14 protein-coding genes and 1 pseudogene are annotated in these 18,980 nt (G+C 59.7%); 12 read left to right on the forward strand and 3 right to left on the reverse strand.

What is annotated here, in order from left to right; all coding sequences use genetic code 11:
• Nucleotides 1-133: 133 nt before the first annotated feature.
• The 6 genes and pseudogenes from choX to JFV26_RS03975 all read left to right on the forward strand — a co-directional run bounded on the left by choX (nt 134) and on the right by JFV26_RS03975 (nt 5,569).
• Entirely contained in the window at nt 134-1,078 is a 945-nt protein-coding gene (choX, locus tag JFV26_RS03950; RefSeq protein WP_201189907.1) for a choline ABC transporter substrate-binding protein, read from the forward strand.
• A 76-nt stretch (nt 1,079-1,154) separates the two neighbouring features.
• Nucleotides 1,155-2,042: a 3-keto-5-aminohexanoate cleavage protein gene (locus tag JFV26_RS03955; protein WP_201189909.1), complete on the forward strand. Its 888-nt coding sequence runs from the start codon at nt 1,155-1,157 to the stop codon at nt 2,040-2,042.
• Between the two features lie 135 nt (nt 2,043-2,177).
• Nucleotides 2,178-3,143 carry an L-carnitine dehydrogenase gene (locus JFV26_RS03960; RefSeq protein WP_201189911.1) on the forward strand — a complete coding sequence of 322 codons (966 nt, stop codon included), beginning with the start codon at nt 2,178-2,180 and terminating at the stop codon, nt 3,141-3,143.
• Between the two features lie 154 nt (nt 3,144-3,297).
• Complete coding sequence (locus JFV26_RS03965; RefSeq protein WP_201189913.1) at nt 3,298-3,774, forward strand: thioesterase family protein; 477 nt, start codon at nt 3,298-3,300, stop codon at nt 3,772-3,774.
• A gap of 13 nt (nt 3,775-3,787) precedes the next feature.
• Nucleotides 3,788-4,950, forward strand: a pseudogene (locus JFV26_RS03970) (gamma-butyrobetaine dioxygenase).
• A gap of 355 nt (nt 4,951-5,305) precedes the next feature.
• Entirely contained in the window at nt 5,306-5,569 is a 264-nt protein-coding gene (locus JFV26_RS03975) for a hypothetical protein (RefSeq protein ID WP_201189914.1), read from the forward strand.
• Nucleotides 5,570-5,684: 115 nt separating this feature from the next.
• Here the strand turns inward: JFV26_RS03975 and gbdR are convergent, their stop codons facing one another.
• Nucleotides 5,685-6,788, reverse strand: coding sequence for a choline metabolism transcriptional regulator GbdR (gene gbdR / locus JFV26_RS03980; RefSeq protein ID WP_201189916.1), 1,104 nt, complete (start codon nt 6,786-6,788; stop codon nt 5,685-5,687).
• A gap of 540 nt (nt 6,789-7,328) precedes the next feature.
• Nucleotides 7,329-8,705 carry an L-serine ammonia-lyase gene (locus JFV26_RS03985; protein WP_201189918.1) on the reverse strand — a complete coding sequence of 459 codons (1,377 nt, stop codon included), beginning with the start codon at nt 8,703-8,705 and terminating at the stop codon, nt 7,329-7,331.
• 434 nt (nt 8,706-9,139) lie between these two features.
• On the opposite strand from JFV26_RS03985, the gene JFV26_RS03990 reads away from it, so the two are divergent.
• From JFV26_RS03990 to choV, 3 genes are all read left to right on the forward strand, one after another.
• Nucleotides 9,140-10,090, forward strand: coding sequence for a choline ABC transporter substrate-binding protein (locus JFV26_RS03990; protein ID WP_201189920.1), 951 nt, complete (start codon nt 9,140-9,142; stop codon nt 10,088-10,090).
• Nucleotides 10,091-10,167: 77 nt separating this feature from the next.
• Nucleotides 10,168-11,013 (forward strand): choline ABC transporter permease subunit, encoded by an 846-nt coding sequence (choW, locus tag JFV26_RS03995; RefSeq protein ID WP_201189922.1) that lies wholly within the window; start codon nt 10,168-10,170, stop codon nt 11,011-11,013.
• Nucleotides 11,010-12,188: a choline ABC transporter ATP-binding protein gene (gene choV / locus JFV26_RS04000; protein WP_201189924.1), complete on the forward strand. Its 1,179-nt coding sequence runs from the start codon at nt 11,010-11,012 to the stop codon at nt 12,186-12,188. Before choW ends, choV begins: the two co-directional genes overlap by 4 nt.
• Before the next feature lie 192 nt (nt 12,189-12,380).
• On the opposite strand, the gene JFV26_RS04005 is transcribed toward choV, so the two are convergent.
• The gene (locus JFV26_RS04005; RefSeq protein ID WP_342215427.1) at nt 12,381-14,330 is read right to left on the reverse strand and encodes a BCCT family transporter; all 1,950 of its coding nucleotides are present in this window, start codon (nt 14,328-14,330) and stop codon (nt 12,381-12,383) included.
• A gap of 379 nt (nt 14,331-14,709) precedes the next feature.
• Between JFV26_RS04005 and betI the strand changes: the two genes are divergently transcribed.
• The 3 genes from betI to betA all read left to right on the forward strand — a co-directional run bounded on the left by betI (nt 14,710) and on the right by betA (nt 18,781).
• Nucleotides 14,710-15,303 (forward strand): transcriptional regulator BetI, encoded by a 594-nt coding sequence (gene betI / locus JFV26_RS04010; protein WP_201189928.1) that lies wholly within the window; start codon nt 14,710-14,712, stop codon nt 15,301-15,303.
• A gap of 110 nt (nt 15,304-15,413) precedes the next feature.
• Nucleotides 15,414-16,886 carry a betaine-aldehyde dehydrogenase gene (gene betB / locus JFV26_RS04015; RefSeq protein WP_201189930.1) on the forward strand — a complete coding sequence of 491 codons (1,473 nt, stop codon included), beginning with the start codon at nt 15,414-15,416 and terminating at the stop codon, nt 16,884-16,886.
• Between the two features lie 191 nt (nt 16,887-17,077).
• A complete protein-coding gene (betA, locus tag JFV26_RS04020; RefSeq protein WP_201189938.1) occupies nt 17,078-18,781 on the forward strand; it encodes a choline dehydrogenase in 1,704 nt (567 codons plus the stop codon).
• The last annotated feature ends 199 nt before the right edge of the window (nt 18,782-18,980 follow it).

Raw genomic sequence — 18,980 nt, forward strand, 5'->3', positions numbered from 1 at the left:
AAGGGCTCAGGTCGCTGCAGTGCAAGAGCTGGTCGCCGTAGTGCGTTTGTACGGGGGCTTAGCTGCGTAACTTGGCATCACCGGCGCACGAAGACACCGGGACCCACAATAACGACCTGCCGAGGAACCCACCATGAAACGACTGATCAGCAGCTGTGTTCTTGCACTCAGCGGTACCGCTTTATTGAGCGCCAGTGTCATGGCGGCCGAACCTGCTGCGTGCCAGAACGTGCGCATGGGCGTAGTGAACTGGACCGACGTGATCGCCACCAGCGCCATGACCCAGGTATTGCTCGATGGCCTCGGCTACAACACCAAACAAACCAGCGCGTCCCAGCAAATCATCTTCGCCGGGATCCGCGACCAGCGCCTGGACATGTTCCTCGGCTACTGGAACCCGCTGATGACCCAGACCATCACCCCGTTCGTGGATGGCAAGCAGGTCAAAGTACTGGAAGCGCCGAGCCTGAAAGACGCCCGCGCGACCCTCGCCGTACCGACCTACCTCGCCGACAAAGGCCTGAAAACCTTTGCCGACATCGCCAGGTTCGAAAAAGAACTGGGCGGCAAGATTTACGGCATCGAGCCTGGCTCGGGCGCCAACACCCAGATCAAGGCAATGATCGCCAAGAACCAGTTTGGCCTCGGTAAATTCCAGCTGGTCGAGTCCAGCGAGGCCGGCATGCTCGCGGCGGTGGATCGCGCCGTGCGTCGTAACGAAGCGGTGGTGTTCTTCGGCTGGGCGCCGCACCCGATGAACGTCAACGTGAAAATGACCTACCTCACCGGCAGCGACGACGCCCTGGGCCCGAACGAAGGCATGGCCACGGTCTGGACCGTCACCGCGCCGAAATACGCCGAACAATGCCCGAACGTCAGCCGTTTGCTGAACAACCTGACATTCACCGCCGCCGACGAGAGCCGGATGATGCAGCCGCTGCTGGATCACAAGGACGCCTTCGAATCGGCCAAGCAATGGCTCAAGGATCACCCGCAAGACAAACAGCGCTGGCTCGAAGGTGTGACCACATTCGATGGCAAACCGGCCGCTGACAACCTGAAACTGACCAGTAAATAAACCCGACATCAATAACCGACTCGCAGCCCGTGAAGGGCTGCGTCCGGACACATCACGCCTGCAAGGAACCCGCCTCATGAACCACGACGTCATCATCACCTGCGCACTCACCGGTGCTGGCGACACGACCGCCAGAAGCCCCCACGTGCCGGTCACCCCGAAACAAATCGCGGCGGCCGCCGTGGAAGCCGCCAAGGCGGGCGCCACCGTGGTTCATTGCCACGTTCGTGATCCCGAAACCGGCAAGTTCAGCCGTGACGTGGCGCTGTACCGCGAAGTGATGGAGCGGATCCGCGAGGCGGACGTCGACATCATCGTCAACCTCACCGCCGGCATGGGCGGCGACCTGGAAATCGGCGCGGGCGAAAACCCGATGGAGTTCGGCCCGAATACTGATCTGGTCGGCCCGCTGACCCGTCTGGCCCACGTGGAAGCACTGCTGCCGGAAATCTGCACCCTCGATTGCGGCACCCTGAACTTCGGCGATGGCGACACCATTTATGTCTCCACCCCGGCCCAGTTACGCGCGGGCGCCAAACGTATTCAAGAGCTGGGCGTGAAGGCCGAGCTGGAAATCTTCGACACCGGTCACCTGTGGTTCGCCAAGCAGATGATCAAGGAAGGCTTGCTCGACAATCCGCTGTTCCAGCTGTGCCTGGGCATCCCGTGGGGCGCGCCGGCCGACACCACGACCATGAAAGCCATGGTCGACAATCTGCCGGCGAACGCAGTCTGGGCCGGGTTTGGCATCGGTCGCATGCAAATGCCGATGGCCGCCCAAGCGGTGCTGCTGGGCGGCAACGTGCGGGTCGGGCTGGAAGACAACCTGTGGCTGGACAAAGGCGTGCTGGCGACTAACGGCCAACTGGTCGAACGCGCCAGCGAAATCCTCAGCCGCCTCGGTGCCCGAGTCCTGACGCCGGCGCAAGGCCGGGAAAAAATGGGTCTGACCAAGCGCGGCTGATCTCACTCATAACCCCTGTAGGAGCTGCCGCAGGCTGCGATCTTTTGATCTTGATCTTGATCTTGAAAAACAAAATCAAAAGATCGCAGCCTGCGGCAGCTCTACGAGGATCACCGAATTATTCAGGAAGTCGCCATGAGCTTTATCACCGAAATCAAAACTTTTGCAGCGCTGGGCAGCGGTGTCATCGGCAGCGGTTGGGTCTCCCGCGCCCTCGCCCACGGCCTCGACGTGGTGGCGTGGGACCCGGCGCCCGGTGCCGAAGCCGCGCTGCGCAAGCGTGTCGCCAATGCCTGGGGCGCGCTGGAAAAACAAGGCCTGGCACCGGGTGCATCACAGGATCGACTGCGCTTTGTCGCGACGATTGAAGAGTGCGTGCGCGATGCGGATTTCATCCAGGAAAGTGCCCCTGAACGCCTGGAACTGAAACTGGAATTGCACGGCAAAATCAGCGCGGCAGCCAAACCTGATGCCTTGATCGGTTCCAGCACCTCGGGGCTGTTGCCAAGCGAGTTCTACGAAGGTTCGACCCACCCAGAACGTTGCGTGGTCGGGCATCCGTTCAACCCGGTTTATCTGTTGCCGTTGGTGGAAGTGGTCGGCGGCAAAAACACCGCGCCAGACGCCATTCAAGCGGCGATAAAAGTCTATGAATCCTTGGGCATGCGCCCGCTGCATGTACGCAAGGAAGTGCCGGGGTTTATCGCCGACCGTTTGCTCGAAGCGCTGTGGCGTGAGGCACTGCACCTGGTCAACGACGGTGTGGCGACCACCGGTGAAATCGACGATGCGATTCGCTTTGGCGCCGGGCTGCGCTGGTCGTTTATGGGGACGTTTTTGACCTACACCTTGGCGGGCGGCGATGCCGGGATGCGGCACTTCATGGCGCAGTTTGGGCCGGCGTTGCAGTTGCCGTGGACTTATCTGCCGGCGCCGGAGCTGACGGATAAGTTGATTGATGATGTGGTGGACGGGACCAGTGATCAGTTGGGGACGCACAGCATTTCGGCACTGGAGCGCTATCGTGATGATTGCTTGCTGGCAGTGCTGGAGGCGGTGAAGACCACCAAAGAGAAGCATGGAATGGCCTTCAGCGAGTAACCAGTCAGCAGGCCTGGCCCCTTCGCGAGCAAGCCCGCTCCCACATTGGTTCTGCGTTGTGACATAGACAGTGTTCACACCACAATTCCCCTGTGGGAGCGGGCTTGCTCGCAAAGGCGGCAGCTCAGTCACCACCAACATCGGAACCTCACCCATGCCCACCCTCACCACCTACCAAACCAGAATCATCCCCGACTGGGTCGACTACAACGGCCACCTGCGCGACGCCTTCTACCTGCTGATCTTCAGCTACGCCACCGACGCGTTGATGGATCGCCTGGGCATGGACAGCAACAACCGCGAAGCCAGCGGCCATTCGCTGTTCACCCTCGAACTGCACCTCAACTACCTGCACGAAGTGAAGCTCGACGCCAACGTTGAGGTACACACCCAAATCATCGCCCACGACCAAAAACGCCTGCATCTCTACCACAGCCTCCACCTGGTGGGCAGTGACAAGGCACTGGCCGGCAACGAACAAATGCTACTGCACGTCGACCTCGCCGGGCCGCGCTCCGCACCGTTCAGCGCGCAAACCTTGAGTAAGCTGCAAACCATCGTCGCCGAGCAAACCGACCTGCCAACCCCCGACTACATTGGCCGAGTGATCGCACTGCCCCCACAAAAATAACAAGGAGATCGCCATGAACACCGCCGCCGCTTTTGCCGACTTCCGTACCTACCCGATGATCAGCGCATTATCCGCCGTGCACACCCTGGCGGACCGAGTTCAAGTGAAGTGGGCCGATGGCCGCGTCAGCCCCTTTCATCACCAATGGCTGCGGGATAATTGCCCGTGCCCGTTGTGCGTGTACACCGTGACCCGCGAACAAGTGCTGGAAATCGTTGATGTCGCGGAAGACCTGATACCCGGTGCTGCTCACATCGAAACGGATGGTTGCCTCCATGTCGACTGGCAGGACGGACATCTCAGCCGCTTCGATCCGGGCTGGTTGCGAGCGCACGCCTATGACGACGAATCCCGCGCCGAGCGCCAGGCAGGCAAGCCAAAATCCAGATTATGGAACAGCGTGCTAAAGCTGCCGGTGTTCGAGTATCAAGCACTGATGGACGACAGCGATGCCTTGCTGCAATGGCTGCTGGCAGTGCGGGATATCGGCCTGACCCAGGTTCGCGGCCTACCCACCGAGCCCGGCTCGCTGAAGCTGATCGCCCAGCGGATTTCCTTCATCCGCGAGAGCAATTTCGGCGTGTTGTTCAACGTGCAATCCAAGGCCGATGCCGACAGCAACGCCTACACCGCTTTCAACCTGCCATTGCACAGCGACCTGCCGACCCGGAGCTGCAACCGGGGCTGCAGTTTCTGCATTGCCTGGTCAATGACGCCGAGGGTGGCGAGAGTATTTTCGTCGACGGTTTTGCGATTGCCGAGGCGTTGCGCCAGGAAGATCCCGAGTCGTTCAAAGCCCTATGTGAAATCCCCGTGGAGTTCCGTAACAAGGACCGCCACAGCGACTACCGCTGCCTCGCGCCAATCATTGCGCTGGATGCGTTGGGGCAGGTCTCGGAAATCCGCATGGCGAACTTCCTGCGCGGGCCGTTCGATGCTTCGGTGGAGCAAATGCCGGCGCTGTATCGCGCCTATCGACGCTTTATTGCGATGACCCGCGAGGCGCGGTTTCGGGTGATGACGCGGCTTAATCCGGGGGAGTTGTGGTGCTTCGATAACCGCCGCACCCTGCATGCGCGCAATGCGTTCGACCCGGCTACCGGCGCCCGGCATTTCCAGGGGTGCTATGTGGACCGGGATGAGTTGTTGTCGCGGATTTTGGTGTTGCAGCGTTAGACCGCAAAAGATCGCAGCCTTCGGCAGCTCCTACAGGGGGATATCACGGATGTACCCGTTTCCTGTAGGAGCTGCCGAAGGCTGCGATCTTTTGCTTTTCAACAGGCCAAAAAAAGCCCCGATCAAGCCGTCACAGGATCGGGGCAGAGGGTAGTGTTGAGGAGCTGTTGCGCGAGGGTGACCAAACCTTCGTGAAGCCAGCTGAATCCAGTGTGCCTACTCCCGGCACCGGCGAGTTAGCCGAAAACGACCTGTTCATAGGTATTGCGGCCATTGCGACAAATCGTCCTTGCCGACACCCCGTGCCCCTACCAGAATCGAGCCACGACACCGTTCCCTGAAGAAGGATTGCGTCATGATGTACGCCGATTTGATTGACCAGGAAGACCTGCTGGGCCAGCTAAAGTCGTTGGGGTTCCAAGTACCGAGCGGCGCCACCGCCGAGCAGGCTTGCGAATGTGCAGTGCGAGGTTTGAACGATGAGCGGGCGATGACGCTGCGCACCATGGTCAAGCAGATGTACACCAGCAGCGCGACCATCCTGCCGGCCGTGCGCCAGGCGATCGACAAGCAATTGTTGCCGGCATTGGCGGTGTACCAGCAGAGCCGCAGCGTCTGATAGAAGATCAAAAGATCGCAGCCTTCGGCAGCTCCTACAGATCTACATCAATCCCTGTAGGAGCTGCCGAAGGCTCGGGCCGCGGTCGGACGATCTTGTCTAAAGGCCCCTCGGTTTAGAGCCTTACACTGGCGAAGGTCGATTCATTGCGCGCCTGACTCAACGCCGACAACGGCCCGGACAACGGCGACAGCACCAAGGCTTGCGGCAACGGCATCATCGCCACCTGTTGCGTGGTGTTCGAGCCTACGCGCTCGTCACGCGGCGGAATGCCGAAGTATTCGCGGTAGCACTTGGAGAAGTGCGGCGTGGAAACAAACCCGCACACCGACGCCACTTCGATGATCGACATCGGCGTCTGCTTGAGCAACTGCCGGGCGCGGATCAAGCGTAGCTTCAGGTAGTAGCGCGACGGCGAGCAGTGCAGGTATTTCTGGAACAGCCGCTCCAGCTGTCGGCGCGAAACGGCGACGTACACCGCCAGTTCGTCGAGGTCGATCGGCTCTTCCAGGTTGGCTTCCATCAGCGCGACGATTTCCTGCAACTTCGGCTGATTGGTGCCAAGCATGTGCTTGAGTGGTACGCGTTGGTGATCCTGCTCGTTGCGGATGCGCTCGTAGACGAACATCTCCGAGATCGCCGCCGACAACTCACGGCCATGATCGCGGCTGATCAGGTGCAGCATCATGTCCAGCGGCGCGGTGCCGCCGGAACTGGTGAAGCGGTTACGGTCGAGGGTGAACAACCGGGTGCTCATGGCCACACGCGGGAAAGCTTCCTGCATCGAGGCCAGGCATTCCCAGTGCACGCTGCAATCGAAGCCGTCCAGCAGGCCGGCGCAGGCCAGGGCCCAGCTGCCGGTGCAGACCGCGCCGAGGCGACGGGACTGACGGGCCTGGCTTTGCAGCCACGACACGTGTTCGCGAGTGACGGTGCGCTGGATACCGATACCGCCGCAGACCATGATGGTGTCCAGGGCCGGGGCTTTGTGCATGGAGCAATCCGGGGTGATTTGTAGACCGTCACTGGCCCAGACCTGACCACCATCAACGGTGAGTGTGGTCCAGCGATACAGCTCGCGGCCGGACAATTGGTTGGCCATCCGCAGGGGTTCTACTGCGGAGGCCAGAGAAATCAGCGTGAAATTGTCCAGCAGCAAAAAGCCGATGGATTGAGGCGCACGGTTCTGGGGTTGGGCCCCGGAGTTGAACGTCGTCATCGCGGTATCTCCTCACACAAAGCGGGTGATGGCCTCAGGCGGAGGCTCTTGTTATTGCCATCGTTCTCGCGTGGGAGACGGGCTTTGTAATGACAGAGCAATTGCCATGCCTAAAGTTGAATGGTCATTCAATAACTCCTGAAAACGACGTCGCGGCGTGTCTATATAAGCCGTGCGCAGAATGGGGGTTATAAGTGCCATCAACGCGAGCAAATGCGCTGCGCCGCAGGCTGTGAGCAAATCGGTAGCACTTGTGGGAACAGGGGCTGCGACGTGCTGGAGAAGAGTGTCACCGCAAGCACAGGTGACAGGTGGTAATGGCCAACTTGGATCCCGGATCCGGGGAAAGTCACTTGTCTGATTACGACGCGCTAAAAGGTGGCGCGTTTTGGAGCGTGTGTTCACTTAGCGCGCAGTTTTGACTGGTCTGGCGCCTTCGCGGGCAAGTCGGAACGCCGCCCGCTCGCTCCTACAGGGCCGATCACAAAATAGCTGATGACCGTAGGAGCAAAGCTTGCTCGCGATGCAGGCGCCTCGGTCTCAACACTCGACCGCGCTAACCGCCAACCCACCGCGCGATGTCTCTTTATATTTGTCATGCATGTCGGCGCCGGTATCGCGCATGGTGCGAATCACCCGATCCAGCGAGATAAAGTGCTGACCATCACCACGCAACGCCATCTGCGCCGCGTTGATCGCTTTCACTGCGGCAATCGCATTGCGCTCGATGCACGGCACTTGCACCAATCCGCCGACCGGGTCGCAAGTCAGGCCGAGGTTATGCTCCAGGCCGATTTCCGCCGCGTTGCACAACTGCTCAGGCGTAGCGCCAAGAATCTCCGCCAACCCGGCCGCCGCCATGGCGCACGCCGATCCGACTTCACCCTGGCAACCGACTTCGGCACCGGAGATCGATGCGTTCTTTTTACAGAGAATCCCCACCGCGGCGGCGCTGAGGAAATAGTCGACCACGTTGGCGTCAGTCACCGCCTCGCTGAATTTCATAAAGTAGTGCAACACCGCCGGAATGATCCCCGCCGCGCCATTGGTCGGCGCCGTGACCATGCGCCCGCCGGCCGCGTTCTCTTCGTTGACCGCCAGGGCGAACAGGTTGACCCATTCCATCGCGCTCAACGTCGAGCCGATCACGTTGGGCTTACCCAGCTCTTGCAGGCTGCGATGCAACCTGGCCGCGCGACGACGCACATTCAAACCGCCGGGCAGGATGCCTTCGTGCTTAAGGCCTTGGTCGACGCAATCTTGCATGGCACGCCACAGCTTCATCAGGCCGCTGCGGATGTCCTCTTCGCTGCGCCAGACCTTCTCGTTGGCCATCATCAACTCGGCCACGCGCAGGTTGTGCTTCTGGCAAAGCTCTAGCAGCTCTACCGCACTGGAGAAGTCATAAGGCAATACGGTGCGATCCAGATCGACCACACCGCTGGACGCTTGCGCTTCATCGACGACAAAACCGCCGCCAATCGAATAGTAGGTGTCGCGGTGCAGCTCGCCGTGATCGCCTTCTACAATTAAGGTCATGGCATTCGGGTGAAAGGGCAGATTCTCGTCGATCAGGCGCATGTCCCGAGCCCAAATGAATGGCACCGACAAGCGACCGTCGAGCAACAAGGTGTGGGTTTCGCGCAGGCTCTCGATGCGGATGCCGATCTGCGACGGGTCGATCGCGTCCGGCCACTCGCCCATCAGGCCCATGATCACGGCGTTATCGCTGCCGTGACCGATGCCGGTGGCCGACAACGAACCGTAAAGCTGAACTTCGACGCGTCTTACTTGTTCCAAAAGACCCTGCTCACGCAAACCTTGCACGAACAACGCCGCTGCCCGCATAGGCCCGACGGTGTGCGAGCTGGAAGGGCCAATACCGATTTTGAACAGGTCGAAAACGCTGATAGCCATTACTGCTGAACTCCTGGATGTGCCAACTCCGGACGCAAAAGCGCCCAGTGACGGAGCTGCTACGCTCAAGCTGCAATCCGCCGAGATGGCCGCATCATCAGGCTTTTGTCATGTCGCTCGACGTCTCACACCGACGCACTCATGTCCACCAACGCCGCGTGTCTTTTACGTAGCGCTTTCGCCGTTTTTTTGCGGTTCAGAGGGGAAAACAGGGCTGAAAAAAGCTGTAAACGACGTCACTGACACTGGATGCGACCATCCCTGTACTGGTTACGACGCACCCTGTAGGCGTCAGATTTTCACTGGTACATGATCGTATCGACTCGATTGCAAGGCGCCGTGGTAGAGCTGTCTCCAAAACGCCATCCAACCGCAACCCATAAGTGCGGTGGTCCAGTCGGAACACTGCCAAAAAAACACTAAGGAGTCCACCCATGAAAGGTTCCCCGTCGTTGTTGTTGGCCGCCATGCTGAGTCTGCCGTTACTGGCTCAAGCCGCAGAACCCGCTCAGTGCAGCACCGTAAACTTCTCCGATGTCGGCTGGACTGACATCACCGCCACTACCGCCACCACCAGCGTCGTGCTCGACGCCCTGGGTTACAAAACCAAGACCACCATGATTTCCGTGCCCGTGACCTACAAGTCCCTGGCCGATGGCAAGAACATGGACGTGTTCCTCGGTAACTGGATGCCGACCATGGAAAACGACATCAAGGCCTACCGCGATGCCGGTAGCGTTGACGTCGTGCGCACCAACCTCATCGGCGCCAAGTACACCCTCGCCGTACCGCAGGCGCTGTACGATAAAGGGCTGCATGACTTCGCCGACATCGCCAAATTCAAGAAAGAACTCGACGGCAAGATCTACGGCATCGAACCGGGTAACGACGGTAACCGCCTGATCCAGACCATGATCGACAAAAACGCCTTCGGCCTCAAAGACGCGGGCTTCAAAGTCGTCGAGTCCAGCGAAGCGGGGATGCTGTCGCAGGTCGACCGCGCCCAGAAACGCGATACCGCCGTGGTCTTCCTCGGCTGGGCACCGCACCCGATGAACAAGCGTTTCAAGATTCAATACCTGACCGGTGGCGATGACTTCTTTGGCCCGGACTTCGGTGCGGCCACGGTGGCCACCAACACCCGCAAGGGCTACGTCCAGGAATGCAGCAACGTCGGCACTCTGCTGAAGAACCTGGAATTTACCGTGGACATGGAAAGTTCGCTGATGGGCAACATCCTGGACGACAAGATGAAGCCTGACGCAGCGGCCAAGGCCTGGCTGAAAAAGAATCCAAAGGTGCTTGATACCTGGCTCGCTGGCGTGACCACCATTGACGGTAAACCAGGCCTGGAGGCCGTGAAAGCCAAGCTCGCACAGCCTTGAATTAAGGAGCATCGCTTACGCCGGGCGAGCTAGCTCGCCCGGGCAGTTCATTTCCTTGCATGCGGACGTTCACTACCATGCTGATTGATCAGAAAATCCCCTTAGGCCAGTACATCGCGAGCTTCGTTGAATGGTTGACGCAACACGGCGCCAGCACATTCGACGCAATCGCCGTGACACTGGAAACGATGATCCACGGCGTGACGTTTGCGCTGACCTGGTTCAACCCGCTGGCATTGATCGGCCTCATCGCGCTACTGGCACACTTCATTCAACGCAAGTGGGGACTGACCGTTTTCGTCATCCTCTCCTTTCTGCTGATCCTCAATCTGGGGTACTGGCAGGAAACCATGGAAACCCTGGCCCAGGTGCTGTTTGCCACCTTCGTCTGCGTGATCATCGGCGTGCCGTTGGGCATCGTCGCCGCGCACAAACCGATGTTCTACACACTGATGCGTCCGGTGCTCGATCTGATGCAGACCGTGCCGACCTTCGTGTACCTCATTCCGACCCTGACCCTCTTCGGGCTGGGCGTGGTCCCGGGTCTGATCTCGACGGTGGTGTTCGCGATTGCCGCGCCTATCCGCCTGACCTACCTGGGTATCCGTGATGTTCCCGCAGAACTGATGGACGCCGGCAAAGCCTTCGGCTGCTCGCGCCGTCAACTGCTCTCCCGTATCGAGCTGCCCCACGCGATGCCAAGCATTGCGGCCGGTATCACCCAGTGCATCATGCTGTCGTTGTCGATGGTGGTGATCGCGGCACTGGTGGGCGCCGATGGCCTGGGCAAACCCGTGGTCAACGCACTGAACACCGCCGATATCGCCCTGGGCTTCGAAGCCGGGTTGGCAATCGTACTGCTGGCGATCATGCTCGACCGTATCTGCAAACAACCCGACGCCAAAGTAGGGGGTGACGCATGAGCATTATTCGCTTCGAAGACGTCGATGTAGTCTTCTCCAAAGACCCGCGCGAGGCGCTCAAGCTCCTCGACCAGGGCATGACCCGCGACCAGATCCTGAAAAAAACCGGTCAGATCGTCGGCGTTGAAAAAGCCAGCCTCGACATCGAAAAAGGCGAAATCTGCGTGCTGATGGGCCTGTCCGGCTCCGGCAAATCCAGCCTGCTGCGTTGCATCAACGGTCTCAACACCGTCAGCCGTGGCAAGTTGTTCGTCGAGCACGAAGGCAAGCAGATCGATATCGCTTCCTGTACCCCGGCAGAACTGAAAATGATGCGCACCAAGCGCATCGCAATGGTGTTCCAGAAGTTCGCCCTGATGCCGTGGCTGACGGTGCGCGAGAACATCAGTTTCGGTCTGGAAATGCAGGGTCGCCCTGAGAAAGAACGCCGTAAATTGGTGGACGACAAGCTTGAGCTGGTGGGCCTGGCCCAGTGGCGCAACAAAAAGCCCGACGAGCTCTCCGGCGGTATGCAGCAACGTGTCGGCCTGGCCCGTGCGCTGGCGATGGATGCGGACATTCTGCTGATGGACGAACCGTTCTCGGCCCTCGACCCGCTGATCCGACAAGGCCTGCAAGACGAACTGCTGGAACTGCAAAGCAAGCTCAACAAGACCATCGTTTTCGTCAGCCACGACCTTGATGAAGCGCTGAAACTCGGCAGCCGTATCGCAATCATGAAAGACGGCCGCATCGTGCAGTACAGCGTGCCGGAAGAAATCGTATTGAACCCTGCGGACGATTACGTGCGGACCTTCGTGGCCCATACCAACCCGCTGAACGTGCTGTGCGGTCGCAGCCTGATGCGCACGCTGGACAACTGCAAACGCATCAACGGTTCGGTGTGCCTCGATCCGGGCGGCGATTCGTGGCTCGACCTGGCCGAAGGCAACACCATCAAGGGCGCTCGTCAGAACGGTGCCAGCCTGGACCTGCAGAACTGGGCGCCGGGGCAAGCGGTTGAAGCCTTGGGTCGTCGGCCAACGCTGGTGGACTCCAACATCGGCATGCGCGATGCGCTGCAGATTCGTTACCAGACCGGCAACAAACTGGTGCTGCACGACAACAACAAAGTGGTGGGGATTCTGGGCGACAGCGAGCTGTATCACGCGCTGCTCGGCAAGAACCTGGGTTAAGGCAACAGACACAAAAACGCCGCGAGAGGATCGCGGCGTTTTTGTTTGAGGGGCAAAGATCAAAAGATCGTCCGAACGCGGCCCGAGCCTTCGGCAGCTCCTACAGAGGAATGCGTTCGGCGTAGGAGCTGCCGAAGGCTGCGATCTTTAGAAAGGCAACGCGGTGCATCTGCTGCACCGCGCCCTCAACCTTTAGCTATAGACACGGCCAAGGAGCTGCCGATGGCTTTCAAACTGATCGAGCACGTCACGGGTGATCTGATCCTGAGCGAAACCCATCAAGTCGTAGTCCTGGCTGCCGTTGTGCAGGTACACCTCGGCGCGGTAGTAACGTGCACGCGGTTCATCGGCGCTTTCAGCCGACACCGTGTCACTCGCTGCGGCCAGGTAACCGTCCAGGCTCACTTCGTAGACAAAAGGGTTGCCCTCTTCCATCTCGACCCGCAGGCCCATGCAACGCTTGGACTTGCCCAGCAACGTTTGCACGTCCAGGCCCTGAGCGCGCAATTGCACCGCCGCATCTTCCAGCGCCGGGCTGACTTGCTTGTCCATGAAACGCTGAACGATCGACTGGTTCGGTTGCAGGTCCAGTTGAGTCAAACGCTCGCTGAAACCACGACGACCGCGCGCAGCCAACTCCGCTTGCTCCTGTTCGATCTGCACGTCCTGGCGCATGGCCTTGTGCAAACCGAACATGAAGAACACCAGCACCACCGAGAACGGCAGGCCGGCCAGCACCACCATGGTTTGCATGGCTTCGAAGTTACCGGCGAACAACAGGCCGATGGTTACCAGGGTAATCACCGCCGACCAGAAGATCCGCAGCCAGTGCGGCGCATCTTCGTCAACGTTGCCGCCCTTGCAGGAAAGGTTGGCCATCATCACCGCGCCGGAATCCGCCGGGGTCAGGAACAGCACGAAACCCACAAAAATCGACACTCCGATCACGATTTTCGAAGCCGGGTAGTGCTCAAGCAACTGATAGATCGCCATGGACGGCTGTTCGAGTGCCGTCTTCCCGAGCTCCGCCGCCCCATGGTTCATCACCAGGTCCAGGGCCGAGTTACCGAAGATCGACAGCCACGCCAGGGTGAAACCCAGCGGGATCAGCAGCACACCGGCAACCAGTTCACGCACCGTGCGACCGCGGGAAATACGCGCGATAAACATGCCCACGAATGGCGCCCAGGAAATCCACCAGGCCCAGTAGAACAGGGTCCACAGGCCCATCCAGCGTTCGGTCTTCTCGGCGCTGCCTTCGTACACATAGAGGTCGAAGGTTTTCAGCACGATGCCGTTCAGGTAGTCACCGATGTTCTGCACGAAGCCATTGAGCAGGTGCAGGGTCGGGCCGAACAGCAGCACGAAGATCAGCAGACCGCTGAACAGCACAATGTTCAGGTTGGACAGACGACGGATGCCGTTTTCCACACCGGACACGGCCGCGATGGTCGCCACGGTGCTCATCACGATGATCACGATCAGCAGGTTGGTGTTGCTGTGTTCCATGCCGAACAGGTTTTCAAGCCCCGACGACACTTGCAGCGAACCAATCCCCAGGTTCGTCACCAGACCCAGCAGGGTCACGAACATGCCAAAGCCATCCACCGCATGACCGGCCGCGCCTTTGACCCAACGCTCACCCACCAGCGGATACAGCGCCGAACGCAACGCCAGCGGTTGGTTATGACGGTAGGCAAAGTACGCCACGGCCAGACCGACCAATGCGTAGATCGCCCAGCCGTGCAGGCCCCAGTGCAGGAACGTCAGTTGAACCGCCTGACGCGCCGCCATGTTGCTGGCGGCCACGCCTTCCGGCGGGTTGAAGTAGTGGTCCAGCGGTTCGGACGCACCGAAGTACAGCAGCGAGATGCCGATACCCGACGAGAACAGCATCCCAGCCCAGGCGCCGTAGCTGAAGTCCGGGGTGTCGTCCTTGCTGCCCAGTTTGAGTTTGCCGTAGGACGAAAACGCCAGGCCGACCACGAACACCAGGTAAGCGGCAATCACCACCATGTAGTACCAGCCGAAGCTGCGGGCCAACCAGGCCTGGGCGATACCGAGCAATCTGCCGGCCTCTTGCGGGGCAATGATCAGAATGGCGGTCAACAACAGGATCAACGCGGTAGAGGTGTAGAACACCCAACCGTTGACCGTCACCTTCTCGGGTGGGGTCTTTATAAGAGAGGCAGAACTCATGGCACAGATGCTCCGGGCAGTGCGGGAGAAGAACACAAGGCAACGCGTTACCCGGCCAATCGGTTGGTTGGCAGCCGACCGGCGGGTGATATAAAGACACCCCGAAAAAGCCAGAAACCCTGAAAGCGCCGGGGCGTATAGGTTTCGAGCCGTTATTAGATGTCGAACAACGCCGCTCAGAAGTAGGAAAACTCTGTAAGTAGCGACGAATTGTCGCAGATCTTATTCTTTGTTGATTGAACGTTCAATCAAAACAAAATAGACTGGCCTTCAATCCGATAGACGTTTTTCGTCCGTCGGAAGGCCTAAGGAGATGTGCAAGATGCCCAAGGTCGGTATGCAACCCATCCGCCGCCAGCAATTGATCGAAGCCACATTGCAGGCTGTCGATCAGGTCGGAATGGGGGACGCCAGCATTGCGCTGATCGCCCGTTTGGCCGGTGTCTCGAATGGCATCATCAGTCACTATTTTCAGGACAAGAATGGCCTGATTGCCGCCACGATGCGGTATCTGATGAACGTCCTCAGCGAGAACGTCACCGCGCGCCGCCAGGCGCTGGCAGATGACAGCCCTCGGGCACATCTGCAGGTGATTATCGAAGGCAACTTCGACGCCAGCCAGGTCAATGGCCCGGCAATGAAAACCTGGTTGGCCTTTTGGGCCACCAGCATGCACCAGCCGTCTTTGCACAGGTTGCAGCGGATCAACGATCACCGTCTGTACTCCAACCTGTGCTGCCAGTTCCGCCGTGTATTGCCGCTTGATCAAGCGCGCAGTGCCGCCCGTGGCCTGGCAGCCCTCATTGATGGCTTGTGGTTGCGCGGCGCGCTGTCGGGAGACGCTTTCGACACCGGGCAGGCGCAACAGATCGCTTACGAATACATGGATTTCCAATTGGCCAAGCAGGTGAGTTAGAGCACACATAAACGCTCAACCCCTGAACTGCTGCTGATCGGTGTTGCCACAACCTTATGGCATCACTCCAGTGGTCACCGCCAACCAACTTATGCACTTGCGAGGACTATATGGCCCGTTTCGAACTGCAAAAACTCTACATCGATGGCGGCTACAGTGACGCCAGCAGCGACGCCACTTTCGAAGCCATCAACCCGGCTAACGGTGAAGTCCTCGCAAAAGTACAGCGTGCGACGAAAGAAGACGTCGAACGCGCCGTGGTCAGCGCTGAAAAGGGCCAGAAAATCTGGGCGGCCATGACCGCCATGGAGCGTTCGCGCATCCTGCGTCGTGCCGTTGATATCCTGCGCGAGCGCAACGATGAACTGGCTGCCCTGGAAACCCTGGACACCGGCAAGTCGTTCTCCGAAACCAAGTATGTCGACATCGTCACCGGCGCTGACGTGCTGGAATACTACGCAGGTCTGGTTCCGGCCATCGAAGGCGAGCAGATCCCGCTGCGCACCACTTCGTTCGTCTACACCCGTCGCGAGCCGCTGGGCGTTGTCGCCGGGATCGGCGCGTGGAACTACCCGATCCAGATCGCCCTGTGGAAGTCCGCACCCGCCCTGGCGGCCGGTAACGCAATGATCTTCAAGCCAAGCGAAGTCACGTCCCTGACCACCCTGAAACTGGCCGAGATCTACACCGAAGCTGGCGTTCCGGCTGGCGTGTTCAACGTCCTGACCGGCAGCGGTCGTGAAGTCGGCACCTGGTTGACCGAGCACCCACGCATCGAAAAAATCTCCTTCACCGGCGGCACCGACACCGGCAAGAAGGTTATGGCCAGCGCTTCCGCCTCGTCGCTCAAAGACGTGACCATGGAACTGGGCGGCAAATCCCCGCTGATCATTTTCGACGACGCCGACCTCGATCGCGCCGCCGACACCGCAATGATGGCCAACTTCTACAGCTCCGGCCAGGTCTGCACCAACGGCACTCGCGTGTTCGTACCGACTCACCTCAAAGCTGCTTTCGAAGCCAAGATTGCCGAGCGCGTCGCGCGCATCCGCATCGGCAACCCGGAAGACGAGAACACCAACTTCGGCCCTCTGGTCAGCTTTGCCCACATGGAAAGCGTATTGGGCTATATCGCCAAAGGTAAGGAAGAAGGCGCCCGCGTACTGTGCGGCGGCTCCCGCCTGACCGACGGCGACTTCGCCAAAGGCGCATTCGTGGCACCCACCGTGTTCACCGACTGCACCGACGAGATGACCATCGTTCGCGAAGAAATCTTCGGTCCGGTCATGGCCATCCTGACCTACGACACCGAAGAAGAAGTGATCCGTCGTGCCAACGACACCGACTTCGGCCTGGCGGCCGGCATCGTCACCAAAGACCTGAACCGTGCTCACCGCGTGATTCATCAACTGGAAGCCGGTATCTGCTGGATCAACGCCTGGGGCGAGTCCGACGCCAAGATGCCGGTCGGCGGCTACAAGCAATCGGGTGTTGGCCGTGAGAACGGCATCAGCTCGCTGAATAACTTCACACGCATCAAATCGGTACAGGTCGAACTGGGCGATTACGCCTCGGTTTTCTAAGACGCCAAATATGCGTCGCCTGTGATGCCGTCATCGCGGGCAAGCCATGCTCCTACAGGTTTTGTGTCGTGCACAAAACCTGCGCCAGACCTCGGTTCTGTAGGAGCAAGGCTTGCCCGCGATCGAGTGCGAAGCACTCGCAAGGCCTCAAGGCAATTTCGACCTGCAACCATTCAAAGAGGGTGCATTTAATGTCCCAAGAATACGATTACATCATCATTGGTGCCGGCTCGGCCGGTAACACCCTGGCGACCCGTCTGACTGAAGACGAAGGCGTCACCGTCCTGCTGCTCGAAGCAGGCGGCCCGGATTACCGTTTCGACTTCCGCACGCAAATGCCGGCCGCCTTGGCGTTCCCGCTGCAAGGCCGTCGCTACAACTGGGCCTACGAAACCGATCCAGAGCCACACATGGAAGGTCGCCGGATGGAATGCGGTCGCGGCAAAGGCCTCGGCGGTTCCTCGCTGATCAACGGCATGTGCTACATCCGCGGCAACGCGATGGATTACGACAACTGGTCGAAACTGCCAGGCCTGGAAGACTGGGACTACCTGAACTGCCTGCCCTATTTCAGAAAAGCGGAAACTCGGGACATCGGCCCGAACGACTACCACGGCGGCGAAGGTCCGGTCAGCGTGACCACGCCAAAAGCCGGCAACAACCCGCTGTTCCACGCGATGGTTGAAGCAGGCGTGCAAGCCGGTTACCCGCGTACCGAAGACCTGAACGGCTACCAGCAGGAAGGTTTCGGCCCGATGGACCGTACCGTGACGCCGAACGGCCGTCGCGCCAGCACCGCTCGCGGTTACCTGGACACTGCCAAGAAGCGTTCGACCCTGACCATCGTCACTCACGCCCTGACCGACAAGATCCTGTTCGACGGCAAGCGTGCGGTCGGCGTGCGTTACCTGATCGGCGCCGCTGAAGAGCGCGTTGAAGCCAAGGCCCGCAAAGAAGTGCTGCTGTGCTCCGGCGCCATCGCTTCGCCGCAGATTCTGCAACGCTCCGGCGTCGGCCCGGCCGAACTGCTGAACAAGCTCGATATCCCGGTGGTCCACGACCTGCCAGGCGTCGGCGAAAACCTGCAGGATCACCTTGAGCTGTACCTGCAATACGCTTGCACCCAACCGGTCTCGCTGTACCCGTCGCTGCTCTGGTACAACCAGCCAGCCATCGGTGCCGAGTGGCTGTTCAACGGCACCGGCATCGGCGCCAGCAACCAGTTCGAAGCCGGCGGTTTCATCCGCACCCGCGAAGAATTCGATTGGCCGAACATCCAGTACCACTTCCTGCCGGTCGCGATTAACTACAACGGCAGCAACGGTGTGAAAGAGCACGGTTTCCAGGCGCACATGGGTTCCATGCGTTCGCCGAGTCGTGGCCGCATCCAGGCCAAGTCCAAGGATCCGCGCGAGTACCCGAGCATCCTGTTCAACTACATGGCCACCGAGCAAGACTGGCAGGAATTTCGCGATGGCATCCGCCTGACCCGCGAAATCATGCAACAGCCTGCTTTGGACGCCTACCGTGGCCGCGAAATCAGCCCAGGCATCGACGTGCAAACCGATGAGCAACTCGACAAGTTCATCCGTGAACACGCCGAAACCGCGTTCCACCCGTCCTGCTCCTGCAAAATGGGCACCGACGACATGGCCGTGGTTGACGCTGAAGGTCGCGTGCACGGCATGCAGAGCCTGCGGGTGGTCGATGCTTCGATCATGCCGATCATCACCACCGGCAACCTGAATGCACCAACGATCATGATCGCCGAGAAAATCGCCGACAAGATCCGTGGTCGTCAACCGTTGCCGCGTAGCAAGGCTGCTTACTTTGTGGCCGGTGATGCACCGGTGCGTGGCAAGCCGATGCGGGATGTGAGCCCTACTGCTCAGTAAGACCGTTACACCGCGGCGCAGCCTTCGCGAGCAAGCCCGCTCCCATATTGGATCTCCAGTGAACACAGCATTTGTGAACACAGATAATCCAATGTGGGAGCGGGCTTGCTCGCGAAGGGGCCCGACCAGACAGCACATCTTCTCCTGACCCACCTCGGGTAAACCTTTCCTACACCGTTTCAAGCTTGATCCTACCCCC

The organism is Pseudomonas sp. TH31 (genome assembly GCF_016650815.1).
In the GTDB taxonomy this organism is placed as follows: domain Bacteria; phylum Pseudomonadota; class Gammaproteobacteria; order Pseudomonadales; family Pseudomonadaceae; genus Aquipseudomonas.